Source organism: Inhella crocodyli, assembly GCF_004004565.1.
GTDB classification, from domain to species: domain Bacteria; phylum Pseudomonadota; class Gammaproteobacteria; order Burkholderiales; family Burkholderiaceae_C; genus Inhella; species Inhella crocodyli.
This window is the reverse complement of sequence record NZ_SACM01000001.1, coordinates 48,666-61,073: the sequence shown is the minus strand read 5'-3', so window position 1 is coordinate 61,073 and position 12,408 is coordinate 48,666. Positions and strand designations below refer to the sequence as shown.

Sequence of the window (12,408 nt, the reverse complement as noted above, 5' to 3'; positions counted from 1 at the left end):
CCCCCTTGAAATGCCCTGGGCTGACCCCATTTGGCCGTGCAACGGCCCGGTGGCGGGCCCTTTTTTCTGACACCGACCATGACGACCGAACAAGCCGCGGACCTGCCGCCGCAAGAGCCCTCCTCCGCCGACGAACCCAAAGCCGACGCGGTGGTCGCCTTGGAAGCGCGATTGGCCGAGATGAGCGATGCCTACTTGCGCGCCAAGGCCGAGGCCGAGAACGCCCGCCGCCGCGCCGACGAAGACGTTGCCAAGGCCCGCAAGTTCGCGGTGGAGGGCTTCGCCGAAGCCATGCTGCCCGTGCTGGACAGCCTGGAGGCCGCGATCGCTCGCCCTGACGCCACCCCCGAACAGCTCTTGGAGGGCGTGCACGCCACCCGCCGCCAGCTGGTGCAGGCCCTGGAGCGCAACAAGGTCTTGGAGATCAACCCGGCTGCCGCGGCCAAGTTCGACCCGCACCAACACCAAGCCATCTCGGTCGTGCCCCTGGCGCCCGGCGTGGAGCAAGAGCCCAACACCGTGGTGGCCGTGCTGCAAAAGGGTTACCTGATTGCCGACCGGGTGCTGCGACCCGCCTTGGTCACCGTCTCCGCCCCGCGTTAATCCCCGGCGCGCTCGGGGTCTTGAATCCCCAGCGCCCTCCCCCAAATCCTTCGCATTCCCCCAGATATCAGGAGCTTTCCATGGGCAAGATCATCGGCATCGACCTCGGCACCACCAACAGCTGCGTCGCCATCCTCGACGGCAGCAACACCCGCGTGATTGAAAACGCGGAAGGCGCACGCACCACCCCGTCCATCATTGCCTACATGGAGGATGGCGAAGTGCTGGTCGGCGCGCCGGCCAAACGCCAAGCCGTCACCAACCCGCGCAACACCCTGTACGCCGTCAAGCGCCTGATCGGTCGCAAGTTCACCGAGAAGGAAGTGCAAAAGGACATCGACCTGATGCCTTACACCATCGCCGCCGCCGACAACGGCGACGCCTGGGTGGAAGTGCGCGGGAAGAAGATGGCGCCGCCGCAAGTCAGCGCCGAGGTGCTGCGCAAGATGAAGAAGACCGCCGAGGACTTCCTCGGCGAAGAAGTGACCGAGGCCGTGATCACGGTGCCCGCGTACTTCAACGACAGCCAGCGCCAGGCCACCAAGGACGCCGGTCGCATCGCTGGACTGGAAGTCAAGCGCATCATCAACGAGCCCACCGCCGCGGCCCTGGCCTTCGGCCTGGACAAGGCCGGCGCGGGCCACAAGGGCGACCGCAAGATCGCCGTGTACGACCTGGGCGGGGGCACCTTCGACATCTCGATCATCGAGATCGCCGACGTGGACGGCGAGAAGCAGTTCGAAGTGCTGAGCACCAATGGCGACACCTTCCTGGGCGGTGAAGACTTCGACCAGCGCGTCATCGACTACATCGTCACCGAGTTCAAGAAGGAACAGGGCGTCGACCTGACGAAGGACGTGCTGGCCCTGCAGCGCCTGAAGGAGGCCGCTGAGAAGGCCAAGATCGAGTTGTCCAGTGCCGCCAGCACCGATGTCAACCTGCCCTACATCACCGCCGACGCCTCGGGCCCGAAACACTTGAACGTCAAGCTTACCCGCGCCAAGCTGGAGAGCCTGGTCGACGAGTTGATCGAGCGCACCATCGCCCCCTGCCGCACGGCCATCAAGGATGCCGGAGTGAGCGTGGGCGAGATCGATGACGTGATCTTGGTCGGCGGCATGACGCGCATGCCCAAGGTCCAAGAGGCGGTGAAGGCCTTCTTCGGCAAAGAGCCCCGCAAGGACGTCAACCCCGACGAGGCGGTAGCGGTCGGCGCCGCCATCCAGGGTTCGGTTCTGAGCGGCGACCGCAAGGACGTGCTGTTGCTCGACGTCACCCCGCTGAGCCTGGGTATCGAAACCCAGGGCGGCGTGATGACGAAGATGATCAAGAAGAACACGACCATCCCGACCAAGTTCTCGCAGACCTTCTCCACGGCCGAAGACAACCAGCCGGCCGTGACCATCAAGGTCTACCAAGGCGAGCGCGAGCTGGTGCATGGCAACAAGAGCCTGGGCGAGTTCAACCTGGAAGGCATCCCGTCCGCACCGCGCGGCGTGCCGCAGATCGAAGTCACCTTCGACATCGACGCCAATGGCATCCTGCACGTGAATGCCAAGGACAAGGGCACGGGCAAGGAAAACAAGATCACCATCAAGGCGAACTCGGGCTTGAGCGAGGCCGAGATCGAGAAGATGGTCAAGGACGCCGAGGCCAACGCCGCCGAAGACAAGAAGAAGGTCGAGCTGGTCCAGGCCAAGAACCAGGGCGACGCCATGGTGCACTCGGTCAAGAAGTCGCTGGGCGAGTTCGGCGACAAGCTGGAGGCCGAGGAGAAGGCCAAGATCGAAGCCGCCATCAAGGACTTGGAAGAGACCTTGAAGGACAGCGATGACAAGGCCGCCATCGAAGCCAAGACCGAGGCCTTGATGAAGGCCAGCCAAAAGCTGGGCGAGAAGGTGTACGAGCAAGCCCAAGCGGCGCAAGCCGCCCAGGGCGCTGCGGCCGGCGCCGACGCGCAGGAAGCCCACGAAGGCGCCCGCGCCAAGCCGGCCGACGACAACGTGGTGGACGCCGAGTTCAAGGAAGTCAAGGACAGCAAGTAAGCCCCGCCTGGGCTCCCTCACGGCCCGGGCACGCCTGCCCGGGCTTTTGACTTTCATCTGAGCATCCCGCCATGGCCACCAAGCGAGATTTCTACGAAGTGCTCGGCGTCGCCAAGAACGCCGACGACGACGCCATCAAGAAGGCCTACCGCAAGCTGGCCATGAAGTACCACCCGGACCGCAACCAGGGTGAGGACGCTGACGCCAAGAAGGCCGAAGAGAAGTTCAAGGAGGCCAAAGAGGCCTACGAGATGCTCAGCGACCCGCAAAAGCGCGCGGCCTACGACCAGTACGGCCACGCCGGGGTCGACCCGAACATGGGCGGCGGCCGAGGTGGCCCCGAGGGCTTCGGTGGCTTTGCCGATGCGTTCGGCGACGTCTTCAACGACATCTTTGGCGGCCAGCGGCGGGGCGGCGGCGGGGGTCAACGCGTGTACCGCGGGGCCGACCTGTCCTACTCGCTCGAGATCACGCTGGAAGAAGCGGCACGCGGCACCGACACGCAGATCCGCATCCCCACCTGGGAAAGCTGCGGCACCTGCAATGGCACCGGCGCCAAACCCGGCACCAGCGCCAAGACCTGCGGGCATTGCAACGGCAGCGGCACGGTGCACCTGCGCCAAGGCTTCTTCAGCATCCAGCAGACCTGCCCGCACTGCCACGGCAGCGGCAAGATCATTCCCGACCCCTGCGGCAACTGCCACGGCGCTGGCAAGCTCAAGAAGCAGAAGACCCTGGAGGTCAAGATCCCCGCCGGCATCAACGAGGGCATGCGCATTCGCTCGGCGGGCAACGGCGAGCCTGGCGTGAACGGCGGCCCGTCGGGCGACCTGTACATCGAAATCCACCTCAAACAGCACGAGATCTTCGAGCGCGACGGGGACGATCTGCACTGCACCGTGCCCGTGCTGCTGACCACGGCCGCCTTGGGCGGCAGCATCGAGGTGCCCACGCTGGGCGGCAAGGCCGAGATCGACCTGCCAGAGGGCACCCAGCACGGCAAGACTTTCCGGCTCAAGGGCAAAGGCATCAAGGGGCTGCGCAGCAGCTACCCCGGCGACCTGTATTGCCATGTCAGCGTCGAAACGCCCGTGAAGATCACGGAGCACCAACGCAAGCTGCTGAAGGAACTGGACAAGAGCTTTCGGGACGCTGGAGACAAGCACTCGCCCAGCAGCAAGAGTTGGACCGACCGGGTGAAGGACTTGTTCAAATAAGTCACAGGCTGCGGCGCGATGGCAACAGAGCGCGGGCCAACCCTCTCAAGAAATCACAGCAGCCGGCCGATCATCCGGCTGTTTGTGTTTCACGGCGCTGCACCCCCAGGGCATGTCGATCGACGCCACCTTCCACAAAGCCAACGCGCTCATCATTGACAGCAATGCCAATGCGCGCAGCTTGATCACGGCGCAGTTGCGGGAGTTGGGCTGCGGCTTCGTGCGCTCGGTGGCGCGGGTCAAAGAAGCGCGGATCGTGCTGGAGAACGCTCCGTACGACCTCGTCCTGTGCGATTACCACTTCGACGGCAGCGACGAATCGGGTCAGGACCTGCTGGACGAACTCCGTCGCGAAGGGCTGCTGCCCTACGCGACGGTGTTCATGATGATCACGGCCGAGGCGACTTACGCCAAGGTGGCTGAAGCCGCGGAGGCCGCGCTCGACGGCTACTTGATCAAGCCTTACACGCTGGCGTCTCTGGCCGAGCGAATCCAGACCGCCCGTCACCGCAAGCGCATCTTGAAGGGCATCTTTGAAGCCATCGAAGCCCAGGAGTTCGAGAAGGCGGCTGGACTGTGTTTGGAACGCTTCCACGCCCGCGCCGAGTTCTGGCTGTTTGCGGCCCGCATCGGTGCGGAGTTGCTGTTGCGACTTCGACGTTATGACGAGGCCAAGGAGTTGTACGAGGCCATCGTGGCCGCCAAGACCCTGCCCTGGGCCAAACTGGGCGTGGCCCGGGCCGACCTGGGCAAGGGCAACTTGAGCCAAGCGCGTCGCACCTTGGAAAACCTGATCGGCGAATCGCCCGATTTCGCCGATTCGCACGACGTCCTGGGGCGCGTGCACATGGAACAAGGCGACATTGCCGAGGCCTTGGCCACCTACCGCAGCGCCGCCGAACTGACCCCGGGCTGCTTGATGCGGGGCCAGCGCGCAGGCACCTTGGCCTTCTACAACGGCGAGCGAGCGGAAGCCCTTCGCCTGCTGGAACGCACCATGATCAATGGCCTGCGCTCCAAATTGTTCGACTTGTTCACGGTCGTGATGATCGCGTTGATGCGCTTTGACAAGCGGGACGCCAAAGGGGTCCGCCAAACGCTCGACACCATGGCCAATGAGTTGGAGCGTGTGCCCAACTCGGCCCGGATTCAGCGTCTCAAGTTGGTGATCGAGTCCTTGGTGGCCATGCAAGAGCGACGATCTGCCGACGCCTTGACCGCCGCTCGAGAGTTGGCGCGCGACCTGCAGCGCGACAACGCCGATCACGAGTCGGCCAGTTTGGTGGTGGCCGTGTGGATCCGCCTCGCGGCTGGCGACATGCAACTCGAGGAAATGGACGACCTCATCTTGAGCATCGGCATGCGCTTTTGCACCGCCAAGGCGGCGACCGAGATTTTGGTGGCGATGTGCGAGAAAAACGAAAAAGCCGCCGCCACCTTGCGCGAATGCCACGGCAAGATCTTCGAGATCGCCGAGACGGCGATGAAACTGAGCATGCGGGGCCAGCCCGACCACTCGGTGCAACTGCTCATCCAAGAAGGCAGCACCACGCGCAACACCAAGCTCATTGACATGGCGTTGTCGGTGTTGAAGCGTCACCAAGCCAAGATCGACAACGCCGGGCCGATGGAGGCAGAGATCACGGTCTTGCAAGATCGCTATGTCCGGCCACAACAAGTGGCCTCCAACCGCGCTCGTGCGGTGGGAGGATTGGCGCTGCGCGGGGCGGGCGCCAGCGGCTGAGCCGGCTAGAACAGGACCTGCTGCGTCGGCTGGAACGGCACTTCGGGCGCCTGGAAGGCCTCCAGTGCATAGGCAAAACGCTCCCTGCCCAGCCCAAGCCGGCGACAAGCCCGCTCGAATCGTTGGTGCACCATGGCGGCCCACACGCCATCGCCCGTGAACCGCAGTCCGTATTCACTCCGGTAGTCTTGACCACCGTGGATGTCGCGCACCCGCGCCATCACCCGCTCTGCGCGGTCTGGGTAGTGCGCGACCAACCAATCACGAAACAATTCGACCAACTCCCACGGCAAGCGCAAGGGAATGGTGAAGGCCCGGGTGGCACCTGCATCCCGAGCGGCTTGCAGGACCTGCTCGAGCTCCGGCTCATTCAAGAAGGGAATCGTGGGCGAGACGCTGACGCCAACAGGCACCCCGGCTGCCGCCAAACGCTGGATGGTCTTCAAGCGGCGCGCCGGGCTGGGCGCTCTTGGCTCGAGGCGGCGCGCCAACAGCGGATCCAAAGTCGTCAGGCTCACGTACGCGCCCGCAAGGTTGTGGGCAGCCATGGGCGCGATGAGGTCAAGGTCGCGCTCGACGCCACTGCCTTTGGTGATCAAGCTGAAGGCATGGCGATGCTCCGACAGCACCTCGATCACTGCCCGGGTCAGCCGGTAGCGTCGCTCGATCGGCTGGTACGCATCGGTCACGGTGCCGATGCAAAGCCGTTGGGGACGGTAGCCCGGGCGGCGCAAGACCTGGCGCAGCAGGCCAGCGGCATTCACCTTGGCCACCAAGCGGGTTTCAAAATCCAGGCCCGGCGACAGATCCAGCCAACTGTGGCTGGGGCGGGCGTAGCAGTAGGCACAGCCGTGCTCGCAACCGCGGTAGGGGTTCAGCGAGGTCTCGAAGCCGATGTCCGGAGAATCGTTGCGACTCAGGATGCTCCGGGCCCATTCCTCGCGCACCTGCGTTTGCGGTGCGATCAAGGGCGTCTCATCGTCGGCCGGCCAACCATCGGCTTCTTCGGCGCGGTGAACGGCTTGAAAGCGCGACGGAACCTGCAGCCGGCTCCCTCGCCCTTTGGGCGCCAAGGACGCGGGCTGGGTGGGGGTTGAGTCTGTCGGCATACTGTTTATTTATACAGTATGCCGACCTGATCTCAATTCAGTAGTCCCCGCCGCCGTTGTACTCGGGCGCCAAGTTCTCGAACTTGGTGTGCATGCGCTGGAACCCGAGCTTCACCGTTCCCACTGGACCGTTACGTTGCTTGGCAATGATGATCTCGGCCACACCGGGTTCTTTGCACTCGTCCTTCGTGTAGTACTCATCGCGGTAGATGAACATGATCACGTCGGCGTCCTGCTCGATGGCGCCCGATTCCCGCAGGTCGGACATCATGGGGCGCTTGTCGGGTCGCTGCTCCACCGAGCGGTTCAGCTGCGACAAGGCAATCACAGGGCACTTGAGCTCTTTGGCCAGCCCCTTCATGCCCCGCGAAATCTCACCCAACACCGTGGCGCGGTTCTCTTCGTTGCCGCCGTCGCCGGCCATCAGTTGCAAATAGTCGATGACGATGAGGCCCAGTTGACCGCATTCCCGAGCTTGGCGTCGTGCCCGGGCCCGCACCTCGGCTGGACTGAGGCCGGGACTTTCGTCGATGAAGATGCTGGCGCGGCCCAGCTTCTCGGTGGCCTCCAGCAGTCGTCCCCATTCGTCGTCTGCCAAACGACCGGTGCGCAAATGGCTCTGGTCCACGCGGCCGATCGAGCCCACCATCCGCAGGGCCAACTGCGAGGCGCCCATTTCCATGGAGAAGATCAGCACGGGCAAGCCTTCGTTGACCGCCACGTGCTCACAGATGTTGACGGCGAATGCCGTTTTGCCCATCGACGGGCGGGCGGCCAGCACCAGCATGTCGCCCGGCTGCAGGCCGGCCGTCATGCGGTCCAAGTCGTAGAAGCCGGTGCGCACCCCGGTCACGTCGTCGGCGCCGTTTTCGGCCAGCTCGTTCACGCGGTCCATCAGCTGGACCATGAGCTTGTCCATGCGGTGGAAGCCCTGCGTGCCCCGGGCCCCTTCCTCGCCGATGCGCAAGATCTTGCCCTCGGCGTCGTCCAGGATGGCCGACACACTGCGCCCCTGAGGCGCCATGGCGGCCGAAGCGATCTCGTCGCTGGCCGTGACCAGCTTGCGCAGCACCGCCCGCTCGCGCACGATTTCGGCATACCGACGCAGGTTGGCCGCGCTGGGGACCGACTGCGCCAAGGCGTTGAGGTAGTCCAGCCCCCCGCAATCCTCCGCCTTGCCGAGGCTGTTCAGTTCCTCGTAGACCGTGATCACGTCGGCCGGCTTGCCCGCCACGATGAGCTTGCCGATGGCCGTGAAAATCAGCTTGTGTTCGAGGCGGTAGAAGTCGGTATCGCTGACCAAATCCGCGGCGCGGTCCCAGGCACTGTTGTCGATCAGCAGGCCGCCCAACACCGACTGCTCGCCTTCGATCGAATGAGGCGGCACGCGCAAACGGGCGATGTCCTCGTCACGCGGGGGGGCGTAGGGGTGACTGCTCATGGGGACAAGTCTGTGGATACAGGGTGCAAAAACTGGGGATGACAGCGGACAAGTGCCCTGCCAGAAAAGCACAAGGCCGGCCCCCTTGCGGGAGCCGGCCTTGCTGAAACAGCGAGAAGTAGCTTAGCCGAACTTACTCGGCAGCGGCCACCACTTGAACGCTGACTTCGACCGTGACGTCGGTGTGCAGACCCAGCGAGATGGCGAAGTCGCCCACGTGCTTCAACGGGCCATTGGGCAAACGCACCATGGCCTTGACCACGTCGTGGCCTTCGGCCTTGAGGGCGTCGGCGATGTCGGCGTTGGTGACCGAGCCGAACAGGCGACCGTCCACGCCCGCCTTCTGGGCGATGCGCACGGTCTTGCCGGTCAGCTTCTCGCCCAAGGCTTGCGAAGCGGCCAGCTTGGCGGCAGCCACTTTCTCAAGTTCAGCGCGCTTGGCTTCGAACTCTTTGATGGCGCTTTCCGTGGCACGGCGGGCCTGGCGCGTCGGGATCAGGAAGTTGCGGGCGTAGCCGTCTTTGACCTTGACGATGTCGCCCAGGTTGCCCAAGTTGGCGACTTTTTCGAGCAGGATGACTTGCATGTTCGTGAGCTCCTATCAGGCCTTGTGCTGGTCGCTGTACGGCAGCAGGGCCAGGAAGCGAGCGCGCTTGATGGCGGTCGTGAGTTGACGCTGGAAGATCGCGCGGGTGCCCGTCAGGCGAGCCGGCGTGATCTTGCCGTTTTCGGCGATGAAGTCGCGCAGGGTGTCGACGTCCTTGTAGTCGATCTGCTCGACACCGGCGACGGTGAAGCGGCAGAAGCGCTTGCGACGGAACAGCAGCGATTGTTGGTTGCGCTTGGGCTTCTTGTCTTTGGAGAAGCGACCCTTACCGCGGGCGAGTGCCATGTTGAATCCTCGTGTACGTGTGTGGGGTTAAACCGCGGAATCGACCTGCGTCACGTGCATCGTGACCCCTTTGCCGTTGCGGGTCGGTGCCAGGAAGCCGCTCCAATGAGCCAAGCCATCGCTGGACAACGCCTGCACGCGTTGCACCACAGGCCCCAGGGCGACGGCTTTGAGTTGGAGCTCGACGCGGCGCGGGCTTCCCGCTTCCAAGGTCGTGCTCTGGTGCTCGAGCGTCAAATCCACAGCCGGCAAGCCGGCGGGCGTGTAGCGCACTGCGCCTCGTTCCACCCATCGCGCGGTGATCACCAGCGCGTTGTGCGAAACCTCGGGCAAGGTGGGCAGTTCGGTTCCTTTCGGTTCGTCGGGCCTTAGGCCGCGACTTCCTGGTTGGACTTGCGCGACTCTTCGCGCTCGACCGCCTTCATCATGATCGACGGCGCGGTTTCCGCGGCGTCGCGCTTGCTGGTCAGGTGACGCAACACGGCATCGTTGTAGCGGAAGCCGGTTTCCAGCTCGGCCAGCGTTTCCTTGCTGGCTTCGATGTTCAGGCACACGTAGTGGGCCTTGGCGAGCTTCTGGATCATGTAGGCCAGCTGGCGACGGCCCCAATCTTCCACGCGGTGCACCTTGCCGCCGGCGGCGGTGACGATGCCCTTGTAGCGCTCCAGCATGGCCGGAACTTGCTCGCTTTGATCCGGATGGATCAACAGCACGATTTCATAGTGACGCATGAAAACTCCTTGTGGATTCCGCCGGGTTCGGCGAGGAAGCTGGGCTCGGCGTCGAATTCGAGGCCCAGCAAGGGGAAAGCCCACCAGTATAACCGGGTTCTCCCGGATGCCGGTGGGCCGATGCAGCGACGCTGCGGCGACTTACTTTTGCCCGGCCAAGCGCGTCCAGGTCTCGACCACGCTGTCCGGGTTGAGTGAGATCGACGTGATGCCCTCGGCGGCCAGCCAGTCGGCGAAGTCGGGGTGATCGCTGGGGCCTTGTCCGCAAATGCCGACGTACTTGCCCGTGGCCCGGCAGGCGTTGATGGCGCGGCTGATCAGGCTGCGCACCGCCGGGTCGCGCTCGTCGAAATCGCCCGCGAGTTGCTCCAAGCCCGAGTCGCGATCGAGGCCCAAGGTCAGCTGGGTGAGGTCGTTGGACCCGATGGACATGCCGTCAAAGTGCTCGAGGAACTGGTCGGCCAAGATGGCGTTGCTCGGCACCTCGCACATCATGATGACGCGCAAACCGTCCACGCCGCGCTTCAAGCCTCGATCGGCCAACATGGCCACCACGCGCTCCGCCTGCTTCACGGTGCGTACGAACGGCACCATGATCTCGACGTTGGTCAGACCCATGGCCTGCCGCACCCGCTTCAAGGCTTCGCATTCCATGGCAAAGGCATCCGAGAACTCGCCGCTGATGTAGCGGCTCGCGCCTCGGAAGCCCAGCATGGGGTTCTCTTCGTCGGGCTCGTAACGCGACCCACCGATCAGCTTGCGGTACTCGTTGCTCTTGAAGTCCGACAGGCGCACGATCACCGGTCGTGGGTAGAAAGCCGCCGCGATGGTGGCGACCCCTTCTGCCAACTTGTCCACGTAAAAAGCGCGGGGGCTGGCATGGCCGCGGGCCACCGACTCGACGGCCTTCTTCAAGTCGGCATCGATGGCGGGGTAATCCAAGATGGCCTTGGGGTGCACGCCGATGTTGTTGTTGATGATGAACTCCAAGCGTGCCAAACCCACGCCGCCCGAGGGCATCTGGGCGAAGTTCATCGCCAGCTGGGGGTTGCCCACGTTCATCATGATCTTGACCGGGCAGTACGGCAGTTCACGTTGCTCGACCTCGCTGACCTCGGCCTCGATCAAGCCGTCGTACACGTAGCCGGTATCGCCTTCGCTGCAAGCCACGGTCACCAGCTGACCGTCCACCAGTTTGTCGGTGGCATCGTGGCAGCCCACCACGGCTGGGATGCCGAGTTCACGGGCAATGATGGCCGCATGGCAGGTGCGGCCGCCCCGGTTGGTGACGATCGCCGCCGCGCGCTTCATCACCGGTTCCCAGTTGGGGTCGGTCATGTCGGTCACCAGCACGTCACCGGGCTGCACGCGTTCCATTTCGGCCGTGCTGTGCACCACCCGGACCGGACCCGTCCCGACCTTTTGCCCGATGGCGCGGCCCTCGACCAGCACCACGCTGTCCTTGCTGGCCTTGAGCTTGTAGCGGTGCTCGACCTGACTTTGGCTCTTCACCGTCTCTGGGCGCGCCTGCAGGATGTACAACTGGCCGTCTTGTCCGTCCTTGCCCCATTCGATGTCCATCGGCCGGCCGTAGTGCTGCTCGATGATCAGCGCGTACTTGGCCAAGGTTTCCACATCGGCATCCGTCAATGAATAACGGTTGCGAAGCTCGACCGGCGTGTCTTCGGTTTTCACGAGCTTGCCGCTGGCGGCACGCTCGGCCTCCGTGGCAAAGCCCATGCGGAGCAGCTTCGAGCCCAAATTGCGGCGAACGATGGCCTGCAGTCCTTTGTTCAAGCTGGGCTTGAACACGTAAAACTCGTCGGGGTTGACTGCGCCCTGCACCACGGTTTCGCCCAGACCGTAGCTGCTGGTGATGAAGACCACGTCTTTGAAGCCCGACTCGGTGTCGATGGTGAACATGACACCCGCCGATCCGAGGTCGGAACGCACCATGCGCTGCACCCCGGCACTCAGGGCGACGTGGCTGTGCACGAAGCCTTTGTGCACGCGATAGCTGATGGCCCGGTCGTTGTACAGCGAGGCAAACACCTCACGCATCTTGTGCAGCACGTCGTCGATGCCGACCACGTTCAGGAAGGTTTCCTGCTGGCCAGCAAAAGAAGCATCGGGCAGGTCCTCGGCCGTGGCCGAGGAACGCACCGCGAACGAGCCTTGGCCACTCGCGTCCAGCGCCGCAAAGGCAGTGCGAACAGCGGCTTCAAGCGCCGGCGGGAACGGCTGGGCCATGACCCAGCCCCGAATCTCCGCCCCCACCTCGGCCAGGGCGCGGACGTCGTCGGTGTCCAAGGCTTCGAGCTTCGCGGTGATGCGCGCATCCAGCCCGTCGAGCTTCAAAAACTCGCGAAAGGCATGGGCGGTGGTGGCAAAGCCACCCGGCACGCGCACGCCGGTTTCGCTGAGTTGCGAAATCATTTCGCCGAGACTGGCGTTCTTGCCGCCAACCACCTCGACGTCGTCCATCCTCAAATGGTCAAACGGGACGACCAGGGCGGTCGGCTCAAAGCGTGAAGACATGGGAAGGTTCCTAGAGAGTAAAAAAACTGGGGCGACAAAACGCGCACGCTGCCCGGCGTGTTGGACTTGTGATGGGGGCAGCGCGGCA

The 12,408-nt window shown here is 64.1% G+C and carries 11 protein-coding genes; 4 read left to right on the top strand and 7 right to left on the bottom strand.

All coding sequences use genetic code 11. The annotated features are described in order from the left end of the window. Positions 1–78 precede the first annotated feature (78 nt). The 4 genes from grpE to EOD73_RS00280 all read left to right on the top strand — a co-directional run bounded on the left by grpE (position 79) and on the right by EOD73_RS00280 (position 5,609). On the top strand, positions 79–603 hold the full coding sequence (gene grpE, locus EOD73_RS00295) for a nucleotide exchange factor GrpE (protein ID WP_127679742.1): 525 nt from the start codon (positions 79–81) through the stop codon (positions 601–603). 80 nt (positions 604–683) lie between these two features. Then, positions 684–2,648: a molecular chaperone DnaK gene (gene dnaK, locus EOD73_RS00290; RefSeq protein ID WP_127679740.1), complete on the top strand. Its 1,965-nt coding sequence runs from the start codon at positions 684–686 to the stop codon at positions 2,646–2,648. Positions 2,649–2,719: 71 nt separating this feature from the next. Beyond that, positions 2,720–3,865 carry a molecular chaperone DnaJ gene (dnaJ, locus tag EOD73_RS00285; RefSeq protein WP_127679738.1) on the top strand — a complete coding sequence of 382 codons (1,146 nt, stop codon included), beginning with the start codon at positions 2,720–2,722 and terminating at the stop codon, positions 3,863–3,865. A 112-nt stretch (positions 3,866–3,977) separates the two neighbouring features. Next, positions 3,978–5,609 carry a response regulator gene (locus tag EOD73_RS00280; RefSeq protein ID WP_127679736.1) on the top strand — a complete coding sequence of 544 codons (1,632 nt, stop codon included), beginning with the start codon at positions 3,978–3,980 and terminating at the stop codon, positions 5,607–5,609. A gap of 5 nt (positions 5,610–5,614) precedes the next feature. Here EOD73_RS00280 and EOD73_RS00275 read toward each other — a convergent pair whose 3' ends face one another. The 7 genes from EOD73_RS00275 to ppsA form a co-directional block, all read right to left on the bottom strand. Continuing rightward, positions 5,615–6,718, bottom strand: a complete 1,104-nt coding sequence (locus EOD73_RS00275) for a PA0069 family radical SAM protein (RefSeq protein ID WP_127679734.1) — start codon at positions 6,716–6,718, stop codon at positions 5,615–5,617. 37 nt (positions 6,719–6,755) lie between these two features. Next, positions 6,756–8,159, bottom strand: a complete 1,404-nt coding sequence (gene dnaB / locus EOD73_RS00270) for a replicative DNA helicase (RefSeq protein ID WP_127679732.1) — start codon at positions 8,157–8,159, stop codon at positions 6,756–6,758. A 133-nt stretch (positions 8,160–8,292) separates the two neighbouring features. Further along, on the bottom strand, positions 8,293–8,745 hold the full coding sequence (gene rplI, locus EOD73_RS00265; protein WP_127679730.1) for a 50S ribosomal protein L9: 453 nt from the start codon (positions 8,743–8,745) through the stop codon (positions 8,293–8,295). 15 nt (positions 8,746–8,760) lie between these two features. Beyond that, positions 8,761–9,051 (bottom strand): 30S ribosomal protein S18, encoded by a 291-nt coding sequence (rpsR, locus tag EOD73_RS00260; RefSeq protein ID WP_127679728.1) that lies wholly within the window; start codon positions 9,049–9,051, stop codon positions 8,761–8,763. Between the two features lie 27 nt (positions 9,052–9,078). Next, complete coding sequence (gene priB / locus EOD73_RS00255; protein ID WP_240660538.1) at positions 9,079–9,384, bottom strand: primosomal replication protein N; 306 nt, start codon at positions 9,382–9,384, stop codon at positions 9,079–9,081. A gap of 35 nt (positions 9,385–9,419) precedes the next feature. Further along, positions 9,420–9,782: a 30S ribosomal protein S6 gene (gene rpsF / locus EOD73_RS00250; protein ID WP_127679726.1), complete on the bottom strand. Its 363-nt coding sequence runs from the start codon at positions 9,780–9,782 to the stop codon at positions 9,420–9,422. Positions 9,783–9,923: 141 nt separating this feature from the next. Further along, positions 9,924–12,320 (bottom strand): phosphoenolpyruvate synthase, encoded by a 2,397-nt coding sequence (gene ppsA / locus EOD73_RS00245; RefSeq protein WP_127679724.1) that lies wholly within the window; start codon positions 12,318–12,320, stop codon positions 9,924–9,926. Positions 12,321–12,408: the final 88 nt, after the last annotated feature.